The organism is Neorhizobium sp. AL 9.2.2, assembly GCF_013317225.1.
Classification (GTDB): Bacteria; Pseudomonadota; Alphaproteobacteria; order Rhizobiales; family Rhizobiaceae; genus Neorhizobium; species Neorhizobium soli.
The window spans coordinates 776,061-802,315 of sequence record NZ_JAALXU010000001.1 but is presented as its reverse complement, the minus strand read 5'-3'; the positions used below and the strand labels follow the sequence as shown (position 1 = coordinate 802,315).

The following is a 26,255-nucleotide window of genomic DNA, read 5'->3' as shown; positions in this document are numbered from 1 at the left end:
CCCATATAGGCGAGCCGGCTCCGCCACGCCAAGAAAAAAGTGACGGCTATGACGTCGCAGGTCTGCGGCTGCGCCACCAGGCACCGATGACGACCGCCACCAGAGCTGCGGCCAGCCCATACCAGGTGAAGGCGTATTGGAGATGGCTGTTGGGGAGATCGAACTGGGTGACGCCGCCCTTCGGCCAGCCGCCGGGATTTTGAACCTGAGCATCCACATCGACAAAGAACGGCAGGGTTTTGGCCGGATCGAGACCTGATGACGACGCCATGACGTCGAGATCCTTCCAGAAGAAGATGTTCTTGGCGATATCGTTGTCGGGCACGATGGAGGATGGCTTTTGCGCCAGACGGCTTCGGGCATAGCCGCTCAGCCGCTGCTCGCCAGCAACTTCGCCGGCGGTGCGCGTCGAAACCTCCTTCATCTCGTAGGGAATGAAACCGCGATTGACGAGGATTGCGCGGCCATCGGAAAGGATCAGCGGCGTGTAGACGTAGAAACCAGTCTGGCCCTGGAACGTGGCGAAGAAATGCCGCTCTTTCGTGTGGTCGAATGTGCCAGACAGCGCGACGCGGCGGTATTCCATATCGCCGCCACTTGCGGCGAGCCGTTCGATGTCTGCAAGCGGCACAGGATCCGCGCTGCGTCGCTCGGCGATATCGGCGAGCAGGCCTTCCTTCCAGTGCAGGCGTTCCATCTGCCAGGTGCCGAGAGCAAGGAGGATGGCAAGCGAGGCCATGATGAGGGTGATCGTGGCGATGGAGCGCACAAGACTGCGGGAGCGCCTTGAAGAGGCCGGTTGTCGCTCGGTTAACTGATGCATGCTAGACCAGCTCGATACGGAGATTGCGGCCGACAGCTGTCGCAGCACGGCGCAACGTCAGAAGGGTAACCGAGGGATTGTTGGGGTCGAGCAATCGATCAAGCTGCTGACGGCTGGAATTCATCCGCTCGGCCATAGCAGTCTTCGTGAGGCCTTCCTGTTGCATGGCCGCCCGTAACTGGTCGGCAATCACCTGTTTCAGGGCAATCGTCTCGGTTTCCTCCAGCAGGCCATCGGCTTCAAGGAAATCGTCGAAAGTCTCTGTCCTGTCGATATAGCCCTTTTGCTCCGTCATAGTTCCACATCCCGTTTTCGTGCCAGCGCGAGGTCAAGATCCTGAGCCGGTGTCTTCTGGGTCTTCTTTTCAAAGCCGTGGAGAAGGATCATCTCACCCTCGTGAATGAAAAAGATCACCCGTGCGATGCGCCCGCCGGAGAGGTTGGTCCGAACTTCCCACAGTCCATTTCCGAGAGAGCGGCAATAGGGCATGCCCAACGGCCAGCCAAACTCGACCCTTTGGATATCGATACCGATCTGCCGCCTGTCTTCTCTCGTGAGATCCATCAGCCAATCGCGCACCGGCCTGCGCCCGTGTGCGGTCGCGTAGAACCTTCCGACGATCTTTTTCGGCAAATCCGTCATCACGGCGCATTGTACCAATTTTGGTACACTTTCGCAACAAAAAAGGGCGGCATCGGCCGCCCTTCGAAGTGTCGTTTGTTCTCAATGCGCCAGCGGTGCGCCCCAGCCGCCCCAGATGTAGATGGAGAAGAACAGGAAGAGCCAGACGACGTCGACGAAGTGCCAGTACCAGGCGGCTGCTTCGAAGCCGAAGTGTTTTTCCGAGGTGAAGCCGCCGTTCATGGCTCTGATGAGGCAGACCAGCAGGAAGATGGTGCCGACCAGAACGTGGAAACCGTGGAAGCCGGTGGCCATGAAGAACGTGGCGCCATAGATCGAATTGGCGAATTCGAACGGGGCGTGGGCATATTCGTAGGCCTGCACGAACGAGAACAGCACGCCGAGTGCGACTGTCAGCGACAGGCCGGTGACGAGGCCCTTCCGATCGTTGTGCAACAGCGCGTGGTGAGCCCAGGTGACGCAGGTGCCCGACAGCAGCAGGATGATCGTGTTATAGAGCGGCAGATGCCATGGATCGAGAACCTCGATACCCTTTGGCGGCCATTGTCCCCCGAGAACCTGTGTTCTGGACGCCTGGATTGCCTCGTTGGCATAAAGGCTTGCATCGAAAAAGGCCCAGAACCAGGCGACGAAGAACATCACTTCCGACGCGATGAACATGATCATGCCATAGCGCAGATGCAGCGACACGACGCGGGTATGGGCGCCCGCATTGCCTTCCTTGATCGTATCCGACCACCAACCGATCATCACATAGATGACGATCGCGAGGCCGATATAGAAGACCCATGGCGTTGCCAGGTTCATGCCGAAAATGTGGAATTCCGAACCCTTCAGGTAGCGCATGTATCCGACGCCACCGAACGCCATGACGAAGGCGCCGATCGAGGCGAGAAGCGGCCATGGGCTGGGGTCGATAATGTGATAATCGTGGTTCTTCTGGTGCGCTTCTGCCATGCCTGCCCCTCCCAAGGGTGCTTACCGCAAGTGTTCCACCCGCCAAAACCGGCGGGCCATTTTAAAGCTTACTGCCCTTATCCTGCACTTCATTCCGCAAGGCCGCAACCGGCTTCGGCGGCGGCTCCTTGCCCGGATAGAAGGTGTAGGACAGGGTAATGGTCTTGATGTTCTTCGTCTCGTTCGCCTTGACGATCTCCGGATCGACGAAGAAGACGACCGGCATATCGATCGTCTGGCCCGGCTGCAGCGTCTGCTCGGTGAAGCAGAAGCACTGGACCTTGTTGAAATAGACCGCCGCCTCCATGGGGGTGACGTTGAAGACCGCGGTTCCAGTCGTCGCCACCGGCGAACGGTTCTTCGCGGTAAACGACACCTGCCCGGTCTCGCCGATCTTCAGTTCCACCGGTTTCGACGGTTTGAAATCCCAGTTCAGGCCGGGCGACACGTTGGCATCGAACGTGACCTTGATGGTCTTGTCGAGGATCGTATCGGAATATTGCTCGCTGCGCTGGGTGGTGCCGTTATAGCCGGTTACCTGACAGAAGAGGCGGTAGAGCGGTACGGACGCATAGGCTGCGCCCACCATGCAGGTGACGAACACAGCGCAGCCGGCAAAGATCGCGGCATTGCTGACCCGCTTTGCCTGACCATGGCCCGGCCGTTGGGCGTTGCCCTGACCATTCCCGTGAACCTCTCCTCCCATTTGCCTCCTCCTCAAGCTTTCTGGGTCAGTTGCCGACGCCGCCGACTTTGACCAGCGTCATCACGTAGAAAAGGACGACCAGCCCGGCGAGGACCAGTCCCAGCGCCACATTTCTGTTGCGGCGGGACTTTCTCTGGGCGTCGTTGAGCTTGACGGTGTCAATCATAGAAGGTTTCCGATCAGGGTCGCCACACCGGCTGCCGCGTGGTCGGCAAGCAGCGCGGAGAAGATGATGAAGAGATAAAAGATCGAGTAACCGAACATCTTGCGGGCCGGCACCATCCGCTCATCGCCTTCAGGCATGCGCAGGACTGAGATGGAACAGGCAATGAAGATGAGCCCCAGCACGCCGGCAAAAATGCCGTAGCCGATGCTGGCAAGGCCGGTGAAGCTGGGTGCGACGCCGAGAACAGCCGTCAGAACCGCATAGGCGAACATCTGGATCTTGGTGGAACGCTCGCCGGCGACGTTCGGCATCATCGGCACGCCGACCGAGCCGTAATCGCGCATCTTGTAGAGCGCCAGCGCCCAGAAGTGGGCAGGCGTCCAGAGGAAGATGATGAGGAAAAGGATCACGCTATCGAGCGAGATGCCGCCGGTGACGCAGGCCCAGCCGATCATGGGCGGGAATGCACCGGAGGCACCGCCGATAACGATGTTCTGGGGCGTCGAGCGCTTCAGCCACATCGTATAGACGACGGCGTAGAAGAAAATGGTGAAGGCGAGCAGACCGGCGGCCAGCCAGTTGACGGCAAGGCCGAGGATCGCCACCGAAAACACCGAAAGCGTCAGGCCGAAGGCAAGCGCCTCGCTCGGCCGCACGCGACCATCAGGAATTGGGCGCTTGGCGGTGCGGGTCATGACCGCGTCGATATCGGCGTCGTACCACATGTTGAGAGCGCCGGACGCGCCGGCGCCCACCGCGATGCAGAGGACCGAAATTACAGCGAGAACCGGATTGAGCGTGCCGGGCGCCAGAACGAGACCCGCGAACGCCGTGAAGACGACGAGCGACATGACCCGCGGCTTCAGAAGTTCGAAGAAATCGCGTGCGCCCGCTTCTGACAGGAACAGGCCTGCGTCATTGCCGAGAGCGTCGCGATCATCGATAACTGTCATGAGACCTAAAAACCTTGCAATTTCAGGGGACAGCGCGTGTCACACGCGATGTCCCTTGTTTGGGACGCTGCCTTTAGCGGATGCGCGGCAGCTGTTCCCACTGGTGGTAAGGCGGCGGCGAAGACAGCTGCCACTCGAGCGTCGTTGCGCCTTCACCCCATGGATTGTCGCCGGCGACACGCTTCTTGGCGAAGGCTTCCCAGACGCCGAAGAGGAAGACCAGAACACCGGCGAAGGAGATGTAGGAACCGATCGAGGAGATGTAGTTCCAGCCCACGAAGGCATCCGGATAATCGATATAGCGGCGTGGCATGCCGGCGAGGCCTAAGAAATGCTGCGGGAAGAACACCAGGTTCACGCCCACGAACATCACCCAGAAATGCAGGTGCGCCACCTTCTCGCTATACATGTAGCCGAACATTTTCGGGAACCAGTAATACCAGCCGGCAAAGATTGCAAATACGGCGCCGAGCGACAGGACGTAGTGGAAGTGAGCCACCACGTAATAGGTGTCGTGCAGCGACCGGTCGAGGCCGGCATTGGCGAGCTGGACGCCGGTGACGCCGCCCACGGTAAACAGGAAGATGAAGCCGATTGCCCAGACCATCGGCGCCTTGAAGGTGATCGAGCCACCCCACATCGTCGCGATCCAGGAGAAGATCTTGATGCCGGTCGGCACCGCGATCACCATGGTTGCGAACACGAAGTAGCGCTGCGCATCAAGCGACAGGCCGACCGTGTACATGTGGTGGGCCCAGACGATGAAGCCGACCGCGCCGATTGCCACCATCGCATAGGCCATGCCGAGATAGCCGAAGACCGGCTTTTTCGAGAAGGTCGAGATGATGTGGCTGACGATGCCGAAGCCGGGCAGGATCAGGATGTAGACTTCCGGATGACCGAAGAACCAGAACAGGTGCTGGTAAAGGATCGGATCGCCGCCGCCTTCAGGCGAGAAGAACGTGGTTCCGAAATTGCGGTCGGTCAGCGCCATGGTGATGGCACCGGCGAGAACCGGCAGAGACAGAAGCAGCAGGAAGGCGGTGACGAGAACGGCCCAGGCAAACAGCGGCATCTTGTGCAGCGTCATGCCCGGAGCGCGCATGTTGAGAATCGTCGTGATGAAGTTGATCGCGCCGAGGATCGACGAGGCGCCTGCGACGTGGAGCGCAAGGATTGCCAGATCGACGGCCGGACCCGGATGACCCGAGGTCGACAGCGGCGGATACATGGTCCAGCCGCCGCCCGCGCCATAGGCACCGGATGGTCCCTCGACGAACATCGACAGCATCAGAAGCAGGAATGCCGGGATGATCAGCCAGAAGGAAATGTTGTTCAGACGCGGGAAGGCCATGTCAGGCGCGCCGATCATGATCGGCACCATCCAGTTGGCAAAACCGCCGATCATCGCCGGCATGACCATGAAGAAGATCATGATCAGGGCGTGCGCGGTGGTGAACACGTTGTACATGTGCTTGCCGCCATCGATCGCGGCATCGCCCTCGAAACCGTAGACCATGGCCGCCAGACCGTGGAAGATCTGGATGCCAGGTTCCTGCAGCTCCATGCGCATCGCAACCGACAGAAGGCCGCCGAGGACGCCCGCCATGATCGCGAAGATCAGATAGAGCGTACCGATATCCTTGTGGTTGGTCGAAAACAGCCAGCGGGCGGCAAAGCCCGGTGTGTGGGAATGATGATCGCCATGCGCATGCGCATCGTCGTGAGACGCGCGGGCATGGGCATCATGAGCATGGTCGTCATGGGCGTGAGCGCCATGGGGATCCGTGTGAGTGGTATGTCCGGCCATTATCGTCAGCCTCCTGATTACTTCGCAGCGACGGCAAGGCCGTCGGCGGGCTTGGCCGTGCCGGCATCGGCGACCAGTGCTTTATAAGCACCGGGAAGGTCGCTGGCGGCCTGGGCAAGCCAGGTGTTGTACTTTTCCTCGGAGACGACGTGGATGGCGATCGGCATATAGGCGTGATCCTTGCCGCAAAGCTCGGAACACTGGCCGTAATACATCCCCTCGCGATCGGCCTTGAACCAGGTCTCGTTGAGACGGCCGGGAACGGCATCGATCTTGACGCCGAAGGCCGGCATGGCGAAGGCGTGGATCACGTCGGACGGCGCTGCCGTCACCAGCATGCGTACCGTCTTGCCGACCGGAATGATCATTTCGTTGTCGACGGCAAGAAGCCGCGGATAGCGATCGATATCGGTCTTGCCGGCGGCAGCGCGATCCGGATCCTTCAGCATGTAGCTGTCGAAGGCGACGGGCGTTTCGCCGGAACCCTCATATTCGTAGTTCCACTGCCACTGGGTGGCGGTGGCCTTGACCGTCATGTCCGCATCCGGAATTTCCAGCTGTGCGTTCAGAAGGTTGAAGGACGGGATGGCGAGGAAGAACAGGATCAGCACCGGCGCCACGGTCCAGACGATCTCGATGACCGTGTTGTGGCTGGTGCGCGAGGCAACCGGATTGCGGCTGGCGCGGAACTTGACCGCAACCATGATCAGCAGCACCAGAACGAGCAATGTCACCGGCACGATGAACCAGAGCGTATAGTGCTCGAACCAGCGAATTTGGTGCATGATCGGTGACGCGGGCGCCTGCAAATCCATCTGCCATGGCCTCGGCTGGTCCGCATGGGCCAGCGAAGCCGTGAAAAGACAGATAAGCGACGCCATTGCGGCGTAAGCTCTCAACATAACGATAAACCCTCTCTCCCATGCGCCCGAGTCCCGCGATCGAACGGCATGCGGAATTCAAGCGCCTCGTTTGGTTCAATCACAGTTTGCGGGTCGTCGCAATATCTGCGCGGCATTGCTCATGCGGCATTTTGAACCTATCGGCATGCGGCCGAGTGCCTGCGCCGTCAGGAACATGCGGCATTGCTTGACGAGATGGCGCCGCACGGTCGCAAACCTCTCAAGTCCCATTTTCGCCGTACTCGGCTGAAAAGAGAGCGAGGCCTTTCATTTCGGCGTAGGACCGCCAAGAATAGTCACACTGATTCGTCCGTTTAGAGGTCTACATGGGTCGTCCCTACCGCCTTCGCGCCTGCCTTGCCTTGATGCTTGCGGGGGCCGTCGCATTACCCGCACTCGCGCAGCAGCCGGGACCTCGGCCGACTCCCAATACCCCATCGGCACCGGCTCCTTCCGCGCCGGCTCCTGCCCCATCGGCCCCTGCCCCATCGACTGGTGCCGCACCGAAGACCGGGCAGAATGCACAGCAGGCGCCACAGAGCCCTGCCCCCGGTTCTCCGGCACAGCCCGGCAACGTGAAGGAAAACCACGGCGCCTGGTCGATCATCTGCGACAAGCCGGCCGGTGCCTCCGTCGAGCAGTGCGCGATGATGCAGAACGTGATCGCCGAAGATCGCCCGGAAGTCGGCCTGTCCGTCGTCGTCCTCAAGACCGCCGACCGCAAGGCGCGCATCCTGCGCATCCTTGCCCCGCTCGGCGTTCTCCTGAAGGACGGCATGGAGCTCTATGTCGACAGCAACAATATCGGCCGCGCCTATTTCACCCGCTGCTTCTCGGAAGGCTGCTATGTGGAAGTGGAAATCGACGACGAGCTGATGCGCATCCTTCGCGCCGGCAAGAACGCCGTGTTCGCGCTGCGCGAGTCCGCTGATCAGGACCGCGTCGGCATCCCGATCGAGCTCAACGGTTTTGGCCCCGGCTACGACGCGCTTCCGTAAAGACGCTTGTTTCGGCGGATTGCCGGAACTACATCGGGCTCCAGATATCTCGACTTGGGCGCGTATGCATTCGCGCCCCTCGGTCCCGAATGCACTGACGTGCGCAAGCGGAGCATAGAACAATGAACACCGACCTGATCTCCCTCTTCGATTGCGACGAGACGAAGCTGCGTTCGATCCTGAGCCAGGCGCTGTCAGGCGCTGACGATGGCGAGCTCTATCTCGAGCATGCCCAGGCGGAATCGCTTTCGTTCGACAATGGCCGCCTGAAGGGTGGTTCGTTCAACACCGACCAGGGTTTTGGCCTGCGCGCCGTCGCCGGCGAGGCTGTCGGGTATGCGCATGCGGGCGAGCTTTCGGCGTCCGCGCTATCGCGCGCTTCCGATGCCGTGCGCGCCGTCACCGCCAACCATTCCGGCTCCTATGCCGCCGCACCCCAGCGCACCAACAAGAAGTACTATGGCGACGAGAACCCGATCGGCTCTCCGAGCTTCGAGGCCAAGGCGAAGCTTCTGACCGAGATCGACGCCTATCTGCGCGCCAAGGATCCTAAGGTACGGCAGGTTTCGGCAAGCCTTGCCGCCAGCTGGCAGGTGGTCGACATCCTGCGAGCCGATGGGCACCGGGTGCAGGACATCCGGCCGATGACGCGCATCAACATTTCGGTCGTCGTGGGTGACGGCGACCGCCAGGAATCGGGTTCGTTCGGCACCGGCGGCCGGATCGGGTTCGGCGATTTCGTCGCGACCGGCAACTGGCAGGCAGGCGCCGACGAGGCGCTTCGCCAGGCACTGGTCAATCTCGAGGCGATCGACGCACCGGCCGGTACGATGGATGTGGTGCTTGGCAATGGCTGGCCGGGCGTGATGCTGCACGAGGCTGTCGGCCACGGGCTGGAAGGCGATTTCAACCGCAAGAAGACGTCGGCCTTTGCCGGTCTGATGGGCGAGATGGTGGCAGCCCCCGGCGTCACCGTCGTCGACGACGGCACGATCGACAACCGCCGCGGGTCGCTCACCGTCGATGACGAAGGCACGCCTTCGGCCTATAACGTCCTGATCGAGGACGGAAAGCTGGTCGGCTACATGCAGGACCGCCAGAATGCGCGGTTGATGGGTGTGGCACCCACCGGCAACGGCCGCCGCCAGGGCTATGCGCACATCCCTATGCCGCGCATGACCAACACATTCATGCTGGGCGGCGACAAGTCCCCGCAAGAGATCATCGCATCGGTCAAGAAGGGCATCTATGCCGTGTCCTTCGGCGGCGGACAGGTGGACATCACCTCCGGCAAGTTCGTGTTCGGCTGCACCGAGGCCTACATGATCGAGAACGGCAAGATCGGCGCGCCGGTCAAGGGTGCGATGCTGATCGGAAACGGACCGGACGCGATGAAGCGCATCTCGATGGTCGGCAACGACCTGAAGCTTGACACCGGCATCGGCAATTGCGGCAAGGGCGGCCAGTGGGTGCCAGTTGGCGTCGGCCAGCCGCATCTGCGGATGGATCAGGTCACGGTGGGCGGCACCAAGGCGTGACGCGGCACCGATCCAACGCGCTGGTTCCCGAGCTCTCCGTCAGCGATTGGCGCAAAAGCTGCGATTTCTACTGCGAGCTGATCGGTTTCGATATCGTCTATGACCGTCCGGACGAAGGGTTTGCATTCCTGGCGCTTGGCCAGGCGCAACTGATGATCGACCAGATCGGTATCGGCCGAGATTTTGCTCTGCCCGACGGGGCGTCCCCCGCCTATCCGTTCGGTCGCGGCTTGAACCTGCAGATCGAGGTTCCGTCGTCGGGAGCGATCCTGACGCGGCTGCAGGCAGCGGGCGTGCCCCTTCAGCTCGAACCGGAAGACAAGTGGTATCGCCGCGGCGATCATGAGGTGGGCAATCGGCAGTTCATTGTTGCCGACCCGGATGGCTATCTGCTGCGGCTGTTCGAACATCTGGGAGAGCGGCCCCTGCCGCTCTGAACCCGTCGGCGTGACGGCTTGACACTTTCGGCCAAATCCCTGCAGTTGCCGGCTTTGTAACAGTGCAAGCCGATCCATGCCCTCCTCCACCCCCATTGCCGACATGTTCAGCCTCTGGCTTCCCGGCCATTCGCCGGGTGAACTCGCCTTCGTGTTCTCAGCCGCCATGATCGCCGGCCTTGCCCGCGGGTTCTCGGGATTTGGTGGCGCCCTGATCTTCGTCCCGCTGGCAGGCACGGCGATCGGTCCGAAACTCGCGGCGGCGCTGCTGCTGGTCATCGATGGCGTGATGACGCTCGGGATGGTGCCGGACGGCTGGCGAAGGGCAAACCGGCGCGAGGTGTTCACGATGATGATGGGTGCCGTCGTCGGCGTGCCCGTCGGTGCGGCGGCGCTGGCGCTGCTTCCCTCCGTCACCCTGCGCTGGATCATCTCGGTCGTCGTGTTGTGCCTTCTCGTGTTCCTGATCTCGGGCTGGCGCTACCACGGACGGCCTAAGGCGCCGCTGACCATCGGCGTCGGGGCGCTTGCCGGCCTGTTCGGCGGTGCGGCGCAGATGTCGGGACCGCCGATCGTTGCCTACTGGCTTGGCGGCGCGACGGCACCTGATGTCGTCAGGGCAAACCTTGTCCTCTATTTTGCGCTCGCCAGCGTCATCTCGTCAGTGTCCTATCTGATCGGCGGCATCCTGACGTTCGAGGTGCTGTTGATCGCGCTGATCGCAGGACCGGGCTACGGGATCGGGCTTTACGCGGGTTCACGGCTGTTCGGGCGTGCGAGCGAGGCGACGTTCCGGCATATCTGCTTTTGCCTGATCGCATCCGCCGCCCTGATCGGCCTGCCGCTGTTTGACGGCATGATTCGCTAAAACAGGTCTTCAGCAACGCTTAACGGCTGACACGGTAGGTTGCATCTCGGGGTTGAACGGGCGTGGCGACGATGGTGAATTTGAAAGCAAAGTTGCCGGCGGCATGGATCCGTGGCCTGAAACGTCAGGTCACGACGACGGGTCTCGAGGCGTCGGCAGCACTCGCGCGGGCCGGCATGCTGGCAGGTGCGCGCGGTCGTGGTTCTATCTTCACGCTTCATCACGTGCGCCCCAAACAATCGCTCGCGTTCCAGCCGAGCGGTCATCTGGAGGTTACCCCGGAATTCCTGGCCGATGCGATCGAACGGCTCTCGGCGGATGGATACGCGTTCGTGCCGCTGGACGACGTGCCGGAGCGGCTTGCCAATCCGGCTGGCCAGCCGTTTGCAGCCTTCACGCTTGACGATGGCTATCGCAACAACGCCGAACATGCGCTGCCGGTATTCGAGAAATACGGCGTGCCATTCACCGTTTTCGTCGCCCGCGGCTTTGCGGAGCGGACCCATTCGATGTGGTGGGAGACAATGGCGGACCTGATCGGTCGCGAGCGGGAGCTGAGTTTCGATTTCGGCAATGGACCCGAGCGGATCGAGCTCGGCTGTGAAGAGCAGAAGTTCGACGCCTTCGACCGGTTTGCCGATCTCGTGTTTCGCGATGACGAAGCAAGTGCCGTTTCCAGGATGGATGCGCTTGTGCGGTGCCACGGTATCGACCCGTTGCAGATGACCGCCGACCTGACGATGGATCCGGCCGAGCTGCGCGAACTTTCGCGGCACAAGCTCGCAACACTTGGCGCCCACACAATCAGTCATCGCGCCGTCGGGCGGCTATCGGAAGCGCAGGCGCGGGCCGAGATGTCGAGTTCTGCCGACTATGTTCAAGAACTGACCGGGATACGGCCGACCACGATCGCCTATCCCTACGGCACGCGGAAGGCGGTGGGCGAGCGCGACTACCGCATCGCCCGCGACCTCGGCTTTTCGGTCGCCGTCACGACCCAGCCGGGCACGATCTGCGAGAAATGGCTGACCCGGCTGACGGGTCTGCCGCGGATTTCGCTGAACGGCCATTACCAGCGGGCGCGCTATGTGTCGGCGCTCGCCTCGGGCATTCCCTTCAAGCTTGCGCGCTAGGCGCAAGCTCTCATCGGTCGCTCACGGATACATCCGCACCTTTTCCCAGGCACCGTCTGGCGTATCGCGGCGGAATTCGATCCGGTCATGCAGGCGGAACGGTCGATCGTGCCAGAACTCGATCGACACGGGACGGATGCGGAAACCGGACCAGTGCGGTGGCCGCGGTATCTCGCCGATCGCAAATTTCGCGGTGTATTCGGCCACGGATTTTTCCAGCGCGAAACGGCCTTCGAGCGGCCGTGACTGTTTCGAGGCCCAGGCGCCGATTCGGCTTCCGCGTGGCCGCGTTGCATAATAGGCATCCGCTTCGGCATCGCTGACGATCTCGACGGGGCCGCGCAGACGCACCTGACGTCTCTGTGACTTCCAGTGAAAGACCATCGCAGCCTTTTTCTGGCCGAGAATTTCCTCGCCCTTCTGGCTTTCGAAATTCGTATAGAATACAAACCCGTCCTCGTCGTAGCCCTTCAGCAGGACCATTCGCACATTGGGAAGCCCATGTTCATCGACGGTCGCAAGCGCGACGGCGTTCGGATCGTTGATCTCGCTGGATTCGGCATCCTTCAACCACGACCCAAATAAGGTGAAGGGTTCACTTTCCTGCGTGAAGTCACCGCTTGTTAACCCGTTTTCCGACATATTGACTAAAGTGCTCCCGATCTGATGAACATGCCCGAGACACTTGGCCGGACAGGATGCAAGGTGATTGTGATAGCAAATTCGATGTGCCGTACAAAGAGCCTGAATGGCGCCAGCCTGCGAATCATCGCGATCGTCGCACTGTGCGGTTCGCTTGGCAGCTGCACCAGCATGGATGTGTTCGGCGGATCGGACAAGGTCGATCGTAGTATCTCGACGAGCAGCATTCCCAGCAAGCCAAAAGCGGGTGATCCGCAATCGGACGAAGCCACCGTGCGCAATGCCGTGACCTCGGCCGATCTCGCCAAGGTGGGTGCGAACCCCCTTCCCTGGGCAAATTCGGCGACCGGCAGTGCCGGTGTCGTCTCCTCGATCCACGAGGACCGGAGCGCCGGCCTACTCTGCCGCGCCTTCACCACCAGCCGCCATTCCTATGAAGGAATATCGCTGTTTTCCGGTCAGGCATGCCGGACCGAAACGGGCGACTGGTCGCTCACGGCATTTGACCGCCAGTAGTGTTAAGGCCAGCACTGTACGGTAAACGTTTTGTTTACCGTAACATGCATCGACCTTCTCTCCGTAACCTCTGATTCAGCAATTCCTCCATACGGTTACTGCCTGTGATCCGGCCAGCCTCGGGGCATGAGGAACCGAAGGCTGCCGCGAGAGTTGTTGAGTTACGGGGGGTCCGGAATTGGATACGCGACCCACCGCCCCAAGCTTTACGGGTGGTTTCAAAATGCGCGATCCCTACTCTATTCTCGGCGTCAATCGGAGCGCCAACGCTGACGAGATAAAATCGGCGTGGCGTTCGAAGGCAAAGACCATACATCCCGATCAGAACCAGGACGACCCCGATGCCGGCGAGCGCTTCGCCGAAATGGGCCAGGCCTATGAGGTGCTGAAGGATCCCGAGCGGCGCAAGCGCTACGACCGCGCATCCGCTCTTCAACAGACATTCATGCAGCAGCGCCAGGCAGCCCGCGAAGCGGAAATGCGTGCCAAGGCTTCCCGCGAGCGCGCGGCAAAAGTGATGGAAGAGCTTGCCCGTGCCAGCGCCAAGCGGGCGCAGGCCGAAGTGCTTCAATCCCAAGCGCAGCAGCAACAGCAGAACGGCAAGGCCCGCGGCGATGCTCCGCCGGAACCGGCCGAAGACATGGTCGAGCGTATCTTCGGCGTCTCGCCAGACGGCCAGACCGCCGACTCCGGACAGAAGAAAACCGCAGACGAGGCGTCGACCGCGCAGGCCGCTCGTCCATCGTCGAAAAGCGACGCGACAGGAGCCGATGCAACGGATGAGGGTCCCGGTAGCCGCCCGGCCCCGCAGACCACCGGAATGGGTTCCGGTATTCTCAACACGCTGCTGCGGCGCATCCGCGGCGAAACCGTGACCGTTCTCGAAACGGCGCCGGATCTTCTGGCCGAAGCCGTCGTGACGATCGAAGACCTTCTCAACAGGGGTTCGGTCATCGTGCATTCCAGCGACGATCGTGACGTGCGCGTTTCGCTTTCCGCGGGCATGACCGAGGGTCATGTTGTGCGGCTGAAGGGCCAGGGGCTGAAGCTTCCCGGGATGAAGCAGGGCGATCTCGTGGTGACCCTGAAAGTGGCCAAGCATGCGGATTTCCGGGTGAGCGGTTTCGATATCCACACCATTTTGCCGATCTCCCTCGAAGACGCCGTTCTCGGCGCCGAGCCGATGCTGAAGACGCCTGAAGGCGAGCAGACGATCGCGGTTCCCGCATGGTCGGGGTCCGATCAGGCGATCCGGCTGGAAGGCATGGGGCTCTACAACGATGCAGGCGGCCGCGGCGATCTGGTGGCGGAACTGCGCATTGTGCTTCTCGAAAAGCCCGACCCGAAGGTGACCGATCTGATGCGCCACATGCGCCACGGGCTGTATCTGTAAGACATCGATCCCCAACCGGCTCCGGCGACAGCTGAAACGTTGGCCTCCCCGTTCGCCTAAGAGTGGGCGTATGAGTTGGTATCCGCAAGCTTGAACCCTTGCCCTGCCTATGTCATAGGCAAGGCCAAATCGAGTTTCCAGGGGATATTCATGGTTCAGGCTTCCGGCCTCATGTCAGGCAAACGCGGCGTCGTCATGGGTGTCGCCAACAATCGCTCCATTGCATGGGGCATTGCCAAGGCGATTCACGATCAGGGTGGCGAAGTTGCTCTGACCTATCAGGGCGACGCCCTGAAGAAGCGGGTCGAACCGCTCGCTGCCGAAATCAACGCTTTCATGGCCGGCCACTGCGATGTGAGCGACGAGTCGACCATCGATGAGGTGTTCGCCAATATCGAGAAGAAGTGGGGCAAGATCGACTTCTTCGTGCATGCGATCGGCTTCTCCGACAAGGATGAGCTGACCGGCCGTTATGTCGATACGACGCCTGACAACTTCGCCAAGACGATGCAGATCTCGGTCTACTCCTTTACGTCGGCCGCACGCCGCGCCGAAAAGCTGATGACGGACGGCGGCGCCATGCTGACGCTGACCTATTACGGTGCCGAGAAGGTGATGCCGAACTATAACGTCATGGGCGTTGCCAAGGCTGCACTTGAAGCCAGCGTCAAATACCTGGCGGTCGACCTCGGACCGAAGAATATCCGCGTCAACGCGATCTCGGCCGGCCCGATCAAGACGCTTGCCGCGTCCGGTATCGGCGACTTCCGCTATATCCTCAAATGGAACGAGTATAACGCGCCGCTTCGCCGCACGGTCACGATCGAGGAAGTGGGCGATGTCGGCCTTTATCTTCTGTCGAACCTGTCGCGCTCCGTCACCGGTGAAATCCACCATGCGGATAGCGGCTATCACGCCATCGGAATGAAGGCCGTCGACGCGCCTGACATTTCCGTCGTGAAGGACTGAGCGCCCCGTGCTTCTCTACGTCATCCGTCACGGCCAGACGGACTGGAACGCTGAAGGCCGGCTTCAGGGTCAGAAGGATATTCCTCTGAACGATACGGGCCGTCTTCAGGCTACCGGCAATGGTGAAGCGTTGAGAGATCTGCTCGGCGACGATGTCGCCGGTTTCGACTTCGTGGCAAGCCCGCTCTCGCGCACCCGCGAGACGATGGAGCGGCTGCGCACAGCGATGGGGCTCGATCCCCTCGCCTACCGGACCGACGACCGGCTGGTGGAAGTTTCGTTCGGCGACTGGGAAGGCCAGACGCTGGCCGAAGTCAAAAAACTCGAGCCCGAGCTGCTGAAGGAAAGAAAGCGCCAGAAATGGAGTTTCATTCCGCCGGGCCAAACTGCCGAGAGCTACGAAATCCTGTCATGGCGCATCGGCGCCTGGATGCAGTCTCTGACCGGTCCGACCGTGGCGGTTGCCCATGGCGGCGTCATCAGGTCGATCTTTCGCCTGATCGGCGGCGTTGGAGAAGAAGAAGCATCGTCCATCGCCATCCATCAGGACCGTATCCTGAAAGTGGAGCCGCTCGCCGGCCGGATGGAATGGCTCTGAGCCGCTGAGGCCGGTTCCGGCCCTTACTGTACGATTTCGAGATCGTCCACGACGCGGTTGCCATCGACGACCGTGTAGAACACCAGAACCTTGACGCCCGCCTTCAGGCCCTCGAAGTTGAACTCTTCCGGCACCTTGTAGGTCTTGCCGTCGTCCAGCGTCAGGCTGAGCGACTTGGCGTCGATCGTCTTGATCGTCGCCTCGACGTCCACGCTCTGCGCCCAAGTGCTCAGCGGCGAGAAAACACCGGCGGTCGCAAGCAAGGCAGCAATGAGGATACGCATGATGAAGATCCCTGGAACAAACGGTCTGTACTAATTCGGTGCAAGATAGCCTGCCGATTGTGGCGAAAATTGCTCGCCAGCATGACATTTTCGCTACAAACAACAGTTTGATTATTAACCATATTCTTCCGAATTCAAGACGCCTTAAGACCAAATCGAACGTTTAGTGACCGCGTTTACCAACTATTTCCAATAAAACGCGGCTTCACAGCTCTAAGGCGGATGTGGAATGGGAAATTAACTGCGCCACAATACAGTTATACCCGGTCACAAGAGTTAACGAGAAGGTGTTCAGTTTTGGCGCTCTGGCGTTCCTCCATTACCGAAAGGTTTCGCCCTTTCAGCAGTGCATGCGCGCCTGCCGTCGCAGCCTTCCTCGTTTCGCTGACAGTTATCGTCACCGCGGTGGTCCTCGATCACCGATTCGTGCAGAAACATCGCGACGATATTCACGCCGCCACGACACGCGCGGCCGGCACGGCGGCCCGTCAGATCGCTTCGCGGCTGGAGCTTGATTTCGCGGTCGCCGATAGCCTGCGCAATGCGTTGATCGGTCAGGCAGGATACAAGCCCAACGATATGCAGACCTCCGCTCGTCAGGCACTCGCCGACCTGCCGCACCTTTCCGCAATGATCGCGGCACCGGGATTCACACCAACGACCTTCTTCCGCCGCGACGGCTTGGCCGGTGAGACCGGTATCGATCTTGCTGGTCTTAAGGCGGATCTCGACCGGGCCGGCAACAAGGCGCGCCCAAGCGTGCTGACCGGATCGCAGACGGGCAGGCTTACCCTCATCATGCCGGTGCCTTCCGCCAGCGGACAGGAAGCCGGGCTCTGGGGCGCTCTGGTTCTCGTCCTCGATGTCGCCGATCTGCTTGATCCCGCGACACGCCCTCAGGTTGGCGACGCGGCACAAACGTCCGAGACGGTCTTCGACTGGCTCGATCTCGCGCTCGTCGACAACAGTCGAGCCGACCAGGCCGTGTTTTACGGCAATGAAGCGGTAAAGGGCGGCGATCCGGTCCGGTGGTCGATCACCGTCAAGGGTACGGACTGGCAGATCCTTGCGGCGCCGCGCGTCGGCTGGAACGCTTCGCCCGCCGGTCAGATGCGGTTCCGGTTGATCCTGGCGCTGGCATCGCTTGCGATCGTCTTGCCGGTGCTCATTGCGACCTCGCTGATTTCGGAACGCAACCGGCATATCGAGACGCTGCGGCTGCGCGAAAACAAGCTGTTTGCACTGTCGCGACGGTTCGGGCTTGCCATGGAAGCGTCGATGATGGGCATCTGGGAAGTGACTGATGAGGGTGTGCAGCTCTCCTGGGACGATCGCTCCGCCGCTCTCCACGCCAATCCGTCAGCCACCACCGGCAACAGGTTCGATGACTGGATGGCATCGATCGCGCCTGAGGACAGGGCTGTCGCGGAAGCGCATCTCTTTACAGTTCTCTGCACCGACAGCCCATCGACCGAGACCTATCGCCTGATCCTGCCCGGCGGCGACATCCGGCATCTTCGCTCCGCCGGTGCGAGGGTTCAGAACGAGCGCGGCATCCAGGCGACCGGCATCGTCTGGGACGTCACCGCCGACGTGACGATGGCACAGACCCTGCGCGACGCGAAAGACAATAGCGAGGTCAAGAATGCCGAGCTCGAACTGGCGCTCGACGAATTGTCGGACCGGGAGCAGGAACTGGAAGGTCTGTCGCGCAAGCTCGACCTCGCACTCGGTTCCTACGGATGCGGCGTCTGGGAATATGATCCGGCAACCGGCAGCGAGATATGGGACGCTCGCATGTGCCAGCTTTATGGCGTTGCCCCGATTGCCGGCCCCCTTCCCCACGACTTCTGGCTGTCTCTGCTGGTTCCGGAGGATCGCCAGAGTGCTCTTGACGCGGCAATGCGTTACCTTTCCGGCGACGTCGAGGAGGCTCTGATCGTTCGCGTGCCGCAATCTGACGGCAGCCTCCGCTATATCCGGTCCGTCGGTCAGCTGGTGATCGGTCGCGACGGTTCCCGCAAGCTTATCGGCCTCGCCTTCGACGTGACCAAGGACGCGGTGATGACGACCGAGCTCAAGTCTGCAAAAGCGGAATCGGATGCTCGCAATGTCGAGCTTCAGATGGCCAAGACCCGCATCGAGCACAATGCGCTGCACGACCCGCTGACGATGCTTGGGAACCGCCGCAAACTGGACATGGAACTCGACCACCTCTCGCGTGCAAGCCAGGTGGAGCGGCAGAAGTTCTTCATCCTCCATCTCGACCTCGACCGGTTCAAGCAGATCAACGACACGATGGGCCATGCCGCCGGTGACGCGATGCTGGTGCATTCATCCCGGATCCTGTCGCGCAACGTGCGTGACGAGGATATCGTTGCGCGGATCGGCGGCGACGAGTTCGTCATCCTGATGAACAATTCCGCATCCATCGAGGACGTGGCCGAGCTTTCGCAGCGGATCATCGCCGAGTTTCGTCAGCCCTTCGACTTTGACGGCTTTTCCTGCCGGTGCGGCGTTTCGATCGGCATTGCGCAGGCAACCGGTCTCAATGTCGATGCACGACGCACGCTGGTCAACGCCGACATCGCGCTCTACCGGGCCAAGGGCCTCGGCCGCAACCGTTTCGAATTCTTCACGCTCGACCTGCAGGAAGAGATCGTCAGCCACAAACGGACCGCCGACGAAGTGCTCTCGGCGATCGACAACGGCGAGTTCGTGACCTGGTACCAGCCGCAGTTTTGCGCCAGAACCGGTGAACTGACCGGGGCCGAGGCGCTGCTGCGCTGGAACCATCCGCATCACGGCATCCTGGCGCCGGCGCGGTTCCTGAGGATCGCCGAAGACCTCAACGTGTCGGCGGTGCTCGACCAGATCGTGCTTGAGACGGTGCTGAAGGACAAGATGCGCTGGACCGCGCTCGGCCTCAAGGTGCCGAAGGTCTCCGTCAACGTCTCGTCAAAGCGGCTGCATGACGAAAACCTGATCGCGAACCTCGAGTCGCTGTCCATCACACCCGGCGAGATCTGTTTCGAGCTGGTGGAGTCGATTTTCCTCGACGACGGCGACGTGTCGGTATCGGGCAATATCGAACGCATCAAGGGAATGGGCATCGACATCGAGATCGACGATTTCGGGACCGGTCATACCTCGATCGTCTCGCTGCTGAAGCTGAAACCGAAGCGGCTGAAGATCGACCGGCAGCTGGTGATGCCGATCCTCGAAGCGCCGCAGGAACGGACCATGGTCCGCTCGATCGTCGACATTGCCCGCTCGCTCGGCATCGACACAGTGGCGGAAGGTGTGGAGACGATGCAGCATGCGGAATTGCTGCGCGAACTCGGCTGCGACCTTCTGCAGGGCTATGCCTTTGCCAAGGCCCTGCCCTTTGACGAATTCGTTGAGGCGGCCAGAGCCGACTGGCTCAAACAGGCGGCATGAATGGCACCGAATGGCCGGCCGTGCATCCATGTCCGGCATCGACAGCCCGATATGGGGCAAGAAGGGCTTGTCGCCCGCCGACCTTTTCCATAAGACATCCGCGTCAAAGTTTGACGTCCAAGATTGACGGAGGCGGCCCCTCCGAAGCCGGTTAGTGAAATGTCGCACAATACTTTCGGTCATCTTTTCCGTGTCACGACCTGGGGCGAAAGCCACGGGCCGGCGCTCGGCTGTGTCGTGGACGGATGCCCTCCCGGCCTGCGCTTCACGCTTGCCGAAATCCAGGCCTGGATGGACAAGCGCAAGCCCGGACAGTCGCGTTTCGTGACCCAGAGGCGCGAGGACGATATCGTCAAGATCCTCTCCGGCGTGATGATGGATGCCGACGGCGAGACGATGATCTCGACCGGCACCCCGATCTCCATGCTGATCGAGAATACCGACCAGCGCTCCAAGGACTACGGCGAGATCGCCCGCAGCTATCGCCCCGGCCATGCGGATTTTGCCTACGATCTCAAATACGGAATTCGAGATTACCGCGGTGGCGGCCGCTCATCGGCCCGCGAGACGGCAGCGCGTGTCGCTGCCGGCGCGATTGCCCGCAAGGTCGTGCCGGGAATGACCGTGCGCGCAGCCCTGGTGCAGATCGGCAAGCACAAGATCAACCGTGACAACTGGGACTGGGGCCAGGTCAACGAGAACCCGTTCTTCTGCCCCGACCCTGAGATGGTGCCTGTCTGGGAAACCTATCTCGACGGCATCCGCAAGGCCGGATCGTCGATCGGCGCGATCGTCGAGGTGGTGGCGGAGGGCGTTCCCGCGGGGCTTGGCGCACCGATCTATGCCAAGCTCGACCAGGAGATTGCTTCCGGCCTGATGTCGATCAATGCCGTGAAGGCCGTCGAGATCGGCGATGGTTTTGCCGCCGCCGAGCTTTCCGGCGAGGACAATGCCGACCAGATGCGGATGGGCAACGATGGCCAGCCTATCTTCCTCTCCAATCATGCCGGCGGCATCCTCGGGGGCATTTCGACCGGCCAGCCGATCGTTGCCCGCTTCGCCATCAAGCCGACCTCGTCGATCCTGAGCGAGCGCCAGTCGATCGACGCTGATGGCAACAATGTGGATGTACGCACCAAGGGTCGCCACGATCCTTGCGTCGGCATCCGCGCCGTGCCGATCGGGGAGGCGATGATGGCCTGCACGATCGCCGACCATTTTCTCCGTGACCGGGGTCAGACCGGTAAAACCCGCTAGGAATCATCACATGCCCTACGATCAGAAGCGCGTCGTCGACGCCATCCGCGCCTTCGAAGCCGGCGAAATCGTCGTTGTTACCGATGACGACGGACGCGAAAACGAAGGCGATCTGATCGTCGCTGCGGTCCATTGCACGCCGGAAAAGATGGCCTTCATCGTGCGCCACACATCCGGTATCGTCTGCACGCCGATGCCGCGCAGCGAAGCCAAGCGCCTGAACCTCAACGCCATGGTGGCGGAAAACGACAGCGCGCATACGACGGCCTTCACGGTGACGGTCGATTTCAAGCACGGCACGACGACCGGGATCTCGGCCGACGACCGGACGCTGACGGTGCGCAACCTCGCCAACCCGAATGTCGGCCCGGCCGACTTCGTGCGTCCCGGCCACATCTTCCCGCTGATTGCCCGCGAAGGAGGCGTTCTGATGCGCTCCGGCCATACGGAAGCGGCCGTCGACCTGTGCAAGCTCGCCAACCTGCCGCCGATCGGCGTGATCTGCGAACTCGTCAACGACGACGGCACGGTGACGCGCGGTCCTCAGGTGACGGAGTTTGCGATCACCCATGGCCTGAAGCAGGTGTCCGTTGCCGATCTCATCGCCTATCGCCAGCGCAAGGAAACGTTGATCGAGCTGCACGGCACGTTCGACATCGAGACCCCGAAGGGCAAGGCCAAGGCACACGCCTACTCCCTGCCCTGGGAGACGATGCAGCACGTCGCCATCGTGTTTGGAGATATCAGGGACGGCGTCGACATTCCGGTCCGCCTTCATCTGGAAGACGTAGCGCGCGATGTGTTCGGCGCGGCGCGCTCCGTGGACCGTTACATGGCAAAGATCGCCGACGAGGGTCGCGGCGTCATCATCTATCTGCGCGAGGGTTCGGTTGGCGTCGGTGCCAGCACGACGTCGCGCAAGGTCCGATTCGGCGAGGAATCGCACGCGGAGGCCAAGGTCCGCGACAGCGAGTGGCTGGAAATCGGCCTCGGCGCCCAGATCCTGCGCGATCTCGGCGTGTCTTCGATCAAGCTTCTGACCAGAAGCGAACGTCATTACGTCGGCCTCGAAGGGTTCGGCATCCAGATCGCCGAGACCGTGATCTGCTAAACGGCCACTGAGCGGAGCGTGTTTCCGTGCTGACCTTTTGAAATAGAGGTTGTCGCGGGAACATCGCATTTGCGCACGGGTTCAGTCTCAGGACGTTGCTGGAAAATGCCGGCGACGTCCGACAGACGCAACCGTGCAAGGATCAAGTCCGTGACCCGAAGCCTGAACATCGTTCCACCAGCCCTCGACCCCGCCGGCTCCGCTGGAAGGACGACCGTCGAGAGCATGACGTTTCCGCCGAGCGGCTTCGTGCCCAACCACCCTCACCTTCCGGCTCTGATCTACCGCAACGCCCTTGCCATCGACCCTCTGGTCGGCGACTCGGCCAGCCTGTTCGAAGACCTTTTTGCGAAAAACGGCTGGCAGGGCATCTGGCGCGATGGCGTATTCGATTACCAGCACTACCACACGGGCGCCCACGAGGTCCTCGGCATCGCAAATGGTCGCGGCCTGCTGCTGATCGGCGGTCCGGATGGCACCGAAATCTCAGTCCATGGCGGCGATTGCATCGTGTTGCCGGCCGGCACCGGGCACATGCGGCTGGAGGCCAGCCGCGACTTCGTGGTTGTCGGCGCCTATCCGCCAGGACAGCGTGCGGATCTCCAGACCGGACCCGCGGATTCTGAGGGTCTCAGCCGAATTTCGAGCCTTCCCGTGCCGCAGACCGATCCGCTCCGTGGCCGCGACGGCCCCCTCCTTCGGCACTGGGTCCGTTAGGGTTCATTCATGTACATCTAATGCGTGCGCAAAAATCCGATAGGCACAATTTTATCGGAACAAGCACAGCAGCCTTGCAGTTACCCCGCTGATCGCCACCCGCTCTACGGCCCGGCAACCCAAGGCTATAAAGATGAACACGCGTCCTCAATTCGCCTCGTCCACCCCGCTGTCAAAGCTCCCGCCGCAAATCTACTACGTGCATCCTCTCATGCTCAAAGGCTTGCAGGATTGGCGCCAGGTTTTTGCCCATGCGAAGGATCTCGGCTTCGATACGGTCCTCAGCGCGCCGCTGTTTGCACGCGGTGCGGACACGAGCATCTTCGTCAGCGGAGACCTGGACAGGCTTGATCCGGCGCTCGCACTCGGGGAAAGCGTTGACGAGGGCGTGAAGGCACTGGCAGATGCCGCTAAAGAGCATGGCATCAAGCTGATGCTCGACATTGCCGTCGATCGTATCGCCGATGCCTCGAACCAAGGCAGCGCCGTCGTATTCGACCCGCGTCGTTCGCCGCAGGAAAGCGGCAGCCGCACGATCGATATCACTCATGAAACGCAGCTGCTCGATGACTGGCGCCGCCGACTGGCGCGGCTGGCCGGGCTTGGCATCGCCGGCTTCCGCTGCATCGGCATTGGCAAGGTCGCGCCCGACGTCTGGAAGGACCTGATCGCTGCGGCCCGCAGTGCCGTCTCCGACACCATCTTCCTTGCCTGGACGCCGGGCACCAGTTTTGAAGATCGCGGGGCGCTCAAGGGCGTCGGCTTCGACGGCAGCTTTTCGTCCTTTGCCTGGTGGAACATGGAGGAACGCTGGATCCTCGACGAATACGAGGTGCAGCGCGAACTCGGCTACCAGATCACCTTTCCGGAAGCCCCGTTCGGCAAGCGAATGGCGCATGGTATTGACGGAACCGAAGTGTCGGAGCGCAGAGCGGTCCGGGCCCTGAAGCTTGCGTCGACCTTCGCCAGCGGCCTCATGGTGCCGATGGGCTTCGAATACGGCTCATCCATCCCACTCGACCCGCTGACCGGTGACGGAATGGGTCTGCGTGGACTCAAGGACCAGGGCGTGTTCGACCTGTCGAGCGACATCCGTGCCATCAATGCCGCGCCGAACAAGACATCGGCCGGGTTTGGCCGCCAGCCGCTGAGGCTGATTTCCACCAGCCAGACCCAGGCTGTGGCGCTCTTGCAGACCGACCATGAGGATATCCGTGCATCTTCGAAGATCCGCGTCGTCATGCTGAACCGCGATTTGCGCAGGGTCACCAAGGCTCCGTTCAACGTGCTACGTGAAGCAGCATCCCCTTTCCTGCCGCTGACGGCGCCGGGGAATGACGCCGACATTTTTGCGCCCGATCTCATGCTGAAGCCGGGCGAACTGCGCGTTTTCGAAGGCCATGCCTCGCAGCCGATCATCGAAGCTGTTCCGGTTTCCACCGCAGCCGAAGCCGCTGCAACACCGCGGCTGGCGATCGAGAAAATCACTCCGTCGGTCGATGACGGTCGCTTTGTGGTGAAGCGGGTTGTCGGCGAGACGGTCAAGGTCGAAGCCGACGTGTTCGGCGACGGGCACGATCCGCTGTCGGCATCGGTGATGTGGCGTGCGGCCGACGAGGACCAGTGGACCGAAGTGCCGATGACGCTCGTCGTCAACGACCGCTGGGCGGCGGAGTTTCCGCTAAAGCGGATGGGTCGCCACGAGTTTGCGATCGAGGCCTGGAAGAACCCCTTTCAGATCTTCCGCTACGAATTCACCAAGAAGCACGAGGCGCGGCTCGATCTGCGGCTGGAGATCCAGGAAGGCATCAATCTGGTGCTTGATGCGCTGGATCACGCCACGGGTGACCTCAAGACCGAATTGAAGGTGCTGTTCGACAAGCTGACGGCGCAGGACGATCCGAAGCGGATCGAAACGCTACTGCTGGCCGACACGGCCGAGCTGATGGTGGAAGCCGACCGCCGCCCGCACCGGGTTCGCTCGACCATGATCCCGGTCGATGCCGAGCGGACGGCCGCAGCGTTTGCGAGCTGGTTCCAAGTGTTCCCGCGCTCCCAGAGCGGCGATGCGAACCGTCACGGCACGTTCGACGACGTGATCGCACGTTTGCCGGCCATACGGGAGATGGGCTTTGATGTCCTCTACTTCCCGCCGGTGCATCCGATCGGTTCGACCAACCGCAAGGGAAAGAACAACACGCTGACGCCGGCCCCTGAAGATCCAGGCAGCCCATACGCGATCGGCTCGGAAGATGGCGGCCATGACGCGATCCATCCGGAGCTCGGCACGTTCGAGGATTTCCGCAGGCTGGTGGATGCTGCCAAGGACCACGGGCTGGAGATTGCCCTCGATCTCGCGATCCAGGCATCGCCCGACCATCCGTGGCTCAAGTCCAATCCCGGCTGGTTCGACTGGCGGCCTGACGGCACGATCCGCTACGCCGAAAACCCACCGAAGAAATACGAAGACATCGTCAACGTCGATTTCTACGCCAAGGACGCGGTGCCTTCGCTTTGGATCGAGCTGCGCGACGTCGTCCAGAAGTGGGTCGATAACGGCGTCAAGCTGTTCCGCGTCGACAATCCGCATACGAAGCCGTTTCCATTCTGGGAATGGATGATCGCCGACATCCGCTCGCGCCATCCGGACGTCGCCTTCCTGTCGGAAGCCTTTACCAAGCCGAAGGTGATGTACCGTCTCGCCAAGGTCGGCTTCTCGCAGTCCTATACGTACTTCACCTGGCGCAATGCCAAGTGGGAGCTCGAGCAGTATATGCGCGAGATCACGACTGAGGAGCCGAAGGAATTCTTCCGTCCGCACTTCTTCGTCAACACGCACGATATCAACCCGGATTTCCTGCAGAACGCACCGCGTCCGGCCTATCTGATCCGTGCAGCGCTGGCTGCAACGCTGTCGGGCCTCTGGGGCGTCTATAACGGGTTCGAGCTTTGCGAGGGACGCCCGGACGCCAAGCGCAAGGAATACGCGGACTCCGAGAAATACGAGATCCGTGCCTGGGATTACGACCGTCCGGGTCACATCAAGGGCGAGATCGCGCTTCTCAACCGCATCCGCCGCGAGAACCCGGCGCTGCATTCGCATCTCGGTCTGCAGCTCCTGCCCGCCTGGAACGACAACATCATGTTCTTCGAAAAGGCCAGTGCCGGCCGCGAGAACGTGCTGCTGATCGCCGTCAACCTCGATCCGCACAATGCGCAGGAAGCGGATATCGAACTGCCGCTGTGGTCGTTCGGCCTTCCGGATCACGGAACCCTCGATCTTGAGGATGTCATCGGCGGCGATCGCTTTCCATTGACCGGCAAGGTGCAGCGCATCCGCCTCGACCCTCACTCCGGCCTGCCATTCTCCATCTGGCGCGTCCGTTAAAGACAA

General features: G+C 61.5%; 25 protein-coding genes. 14 read left to right on the top strand and 11 right to left on the bottom strand.

The window, feature by feature from the left end:
* Nucleotides 1-46: 46 nt before the first annotated feature.
* From G6K99_RS03790 to coxB, 9 genes are all read right to left on the bottom strand, one after another.
* Entirely contained in the window at nt 47-823 is a 777-nt protein-coding gene (locus G6K99_RS03790) for an SURF1 family protein (protein WP_174195758.1), read from the bottom strand.
* Between the two features lies 1 nt (nt 824).
* On the bottom strand, nt 825-1,118 hold the full coding sequence (locus G6K99_RS03785; RefSeq protein WP_062453624.1) for a helix-turn-helix domain-containing protein: 294 nt from the start codon (nt 1,116-1,118) through the stop codon (nt 825-827).
* Complete coding sequence (locus tag G6K99_RS03780; RefSeq protein WP_062453625.1) at nt 1,115-1,465, bottom strand: type II toxin-antitoxin system RelE/ParE family toxin; 351 nt, start codon at nt 1,463-1,465, stop codon at nt 1,115-1,117. Before G6K99_RS03780 ends, G6K99_RS03785 begins: the two co-directional genes overlap by 4 nt.
* Nucleotides 1,466-1,546: 81 nt before the next feature.
* Entirely contained in the window at nt 1,547-2,422 is an 876-nt protein-coding gene (locus G6K99_RS03775; RefSeq protein ID WP_092661475.1) for a cytochrome c oxidase subunit 3, read from the bottom strand.
* A 61-nt stretch (nt 2,423-2,483) separates the two neighbouring features.
* On the bottom strand, nt 2,484-3,128 hold the full coding sequence (locus G6K99_RS03770) for a cytochrome c oxidase assembly protein (protein ID WP_174195757.1): 645 nt from the start codon (nt 3,126-3,128) through the stop codon (nt 2,484-2,486).
* Nucleotides 3,129-3,153: 25 nt separating this feature from the next.
* Entirely contained in the window at nt 3,154-3,294 is a 141-nt protein-coding gene (locus G6K99_RS03765) for a hypothetical protein (protein ID WP_162734883.1), read from the bottom strand.
* The gene (cyoE, locus tag G6K99_RS03760) at nt 3,291-4,247 is read right to left on the bottom strand and encodes a heme o synthase (protein WP_174195756.1); all 957 of its coding nucleotides are present in this window, start codon (nt 4,245-4,247) and stop codon (nt 3,291-3,293) included. The genes G6K99_RS03765 and cyoE overlap by 4 nt, the downstream gene beginning before the upstream one ends.
* A gap of 73 nt (nt 4,248-4,320) precedes the next feature.
* Nucleotides 4,321-6,057 (bottom strand): cytochrome c oxidase subunit I, encoded by a 1,737-nt coding sequence (ctaD, locus tag G6K99_RS03755; RefSeq protein WP_062579435.1) that lies wholly within the window; start codon nt 6,055-6,057, stop codon nt 4,321-4,323.
* A gap of 17 nt (nt 6,058-6,074) precedes the next feature.
* Complete coding sequence (gene coxB / locus G6K99_RS03750; RefSeq protein ID WP_062453631.1) at nt 6,075-6,959, bottom strand: cytochrome c oxidase subunit II; 885 nt, start codon at nt 6,957-6,959, stop codon at nt 6,075-6,077.
* A gap of 326 nt (nt 6,960-7,285) precedes the next feature.
* Here coxB and G6K99_RS23205 point away from each other — a divergent pair, with 326 nt between their 5' ends.
* The 5 genes from G6K99_RS23205 to G6K99_RS03725 all read left to right on the top strand — a co-directional run bounded on the left by G6K99_RS23205 (nt 7,286) and on the right by G6K99_RS03725 (nt 11,933).
* Nucleotides 7,286-7,957, top strand: coding sequence for an invasion associated locus B family protein (locus tag G6K99_RS23205; protein WP_180215419.1), 672 nt, complete (start codon nt 7,286-7,288; stop codon nt 7,955-7,957).
* A gap of 122 nt (nt 7,958-8,079) precedes the next feature.
* Nucleotides 8,080-9,495, top strand: coding sequence for a metalloprotease TldD (gene tldD, locus G6K99_RS03740; protein WP_062453633.1), 1,416 nt, complete (start codon nt 8,080-8,082; stop codon nt 9,493-9,495).
* Entirely contained in the window at nt 9,492-9,932 is a 441-nt protein-coding gene (locus G6K99_RS03735) for a VOC family protein (protein WP_062453634.1), read from the top strand. The genes tldD and G6K99_RS03735 overlap by 4 nt, the downstream gene beginning before the upstream one ends.
* A 76-nt stretch (nt 9,933-10,008) precedes the next feature.
* Nucleotides 10,009-10,800 (top strand): sulfite exporter TauE/SafE family protein, encoded by a 792-nt coding sequence (locus G6K99_RS03730; RefSeq protein ID WP_174195755.1) that lies wholly within the window; start codon nt 10,009-10,011, stop codon nt 10,798-10,800.
* A 92-nt stretch (nt 10,801-10,892) separates the two neighbouring features.
* Nucleotides 10,893-11,933 carry a polysaccharide deacetylase family protein gene (locus G6K99_RS03725; RefSeq protein WP_371816135.1) on the top strand — a complete coding sequence of 347 codons (1,041 nt, stop codon included), beginning with the start codon at nt 10,893-10,895 and terminating at the stop codon, nt 11,931-11,933.
* Between the two features lie 21 nt (nt 11,934-11,954).
* On the opposite strand, the gene pdxH is transcribed toward G6K99_RS03725, so the two are convergent.
* A complete protein-coding gene (gene pdxH / locus G6K99_RS03720; RefSeq protein WP_062579430.1) occupies nt 11,955-12,575 on the bottom strand; it encodes a pyridoxamine 5'-phosphate oxidase in 621 nt (206 codons plus the stop codon).
* Between the two features lie 84 nt (nt 12,576-12,659).
* Here pdxH and G6K99_RS03715 point away from each other — a divergent pair, with 84 nt between their 5' ends.
* The 4 genes from G6K99_RS03715 (at nt 12,660) to G6K99_RS03700 (ending at nt 16,051) form a co-directional block, all read left to right on the top strand.
* On the top strand, nt 12,660-13,091 hold the full coding sequence (locus G6K99_RS03715) for an RT0821/Lpp0805 family surface protein (protein ID WP_174195753.1): 432 nt from the start codon (nt 12,660-12,662) through the stop codon (nt 13,089-13,091).
* A gap of 223 nt (nt 13,092-13,314) precedes the next feature.
* On the top strand, nt 13,315-14,484 hold the full coding sequence (locus G6K99_RS03710) for a DnaJ C-terminal domain-containing protein (RefSeq protein ID WP_174195752.1): 1,170 nt from the start codon (nt 13,315-13,317) through the stop codon (nt 14,482-14,484).
* A 150-nt stretch (nt 14,485-14,634) separates the two neighbouring features.
* A complete protein-coding gene (fabI, locus tag G6K99_RS03705; protein WP_062453638.1) occupies nt 14,635-15,453 on the top strand; it encodes an enoyl-ACP reductase FabI in 819 nt (272 codons plus the stop codon).
* Between the two features lie 7 nt (nt 15,454-15,460).
* Entirely contained in the window at nt 15,461-16,051 is a 591-nt protein-coding gene (locus G6K99_RS03700; RefSeq protein ID WP_174195751.1) for a histidine phosphatase family protein, read from the top strand.
* 23 nt (nt 16,052-16,074) lie between these two features.
* Here the strand turns inward: G6K99_RS03700 and G6K99_RS03695 are convergent, their stop codons facing one another.
* On the bottom strand, nt 16,075-16,335 hold the full coding sequence (locus G6K99_RS03695; RefSeq protein WP_062453640.1) for a DUF1344 domain-containing protein: 261 nt from the start codon (nt 16,333-16,335) through the stop codon (nt 16,075-16,077).
* Between the two features lie 297 nt (nt 16,336-16,632).
* Between G6K99_RS03695 and G6K99_RS03690 the strand changes: the two genes are divergently transcribed.
* The 5 genes from G6K99_RS03690 (at nt 16,633) to G6K99_RS03670 (ending at nt 26,249) form a co-directional block, all read left to right on the top strand.
* Nucleotides 16,633-19,776: a bifunctional diguanylate cyclase/phosphodiesterase gene (locus G6K99_RS03690; protein ID WP_174195750.1), complete on the top strand. Its 3,144-nt coding sequence runs from the start codon at nt 16,633-16,635 to the stop codon at nt 19,774-19,776.
* 159 nt (nt 19,777-19,935) lie between these two features.
* Nucleotides 19,936-21,033 carry a chorismate synthase gene (aroC, locus tag G6K99_RS03685; protein WP_062453642.1) on the top strand — a complete coding sequence of 366 codons (1,098 nt, stop codon included), beginning with the start codon at nt 19,936-19,938 and terminating at the stop codon, nt 21,031-21,033.
* Between the two features lie 10 nt (nt 21,034-21,043).
* Complete coding sequence (ribB, locus tag G6K99_RS03680; RefSeq protein ID WP_062453643.1) at nt 21,044-22,144, top strand: 3,4-dihydroxy-2-butanone-4-phosphate synthase; 1,101 nt, start codon at nt 21,044-21,046, stop codon at nt 22,142-22,144.
* Nucleotides 22,145-22,369: 225 nt separating this feature from the next.
* Nucleotides 22,370-22,861, top strand: a complete 492-nt coding sequence (locus G6K99_RS03675) for a cupin (RefSeq protein ID WP_174196038.1) — start codon at nt 22,370-22,372, stop codon at nt 22,859-22,861.
* A 133-nt stretch (nt 22,862-22,994) separates the two neighbouring features.
* Entirely contained in the window at nt 22,995-26,249 is a 3,255-nt protein-coding gene (locus G6K99_RS03670; protein WP_174195749.1) for a maltotransferase domain-containing protein, read from the top strand.
* The last annotated feature ends 6 nt before the right edge of the window (nt 26,250-26,255 follow it).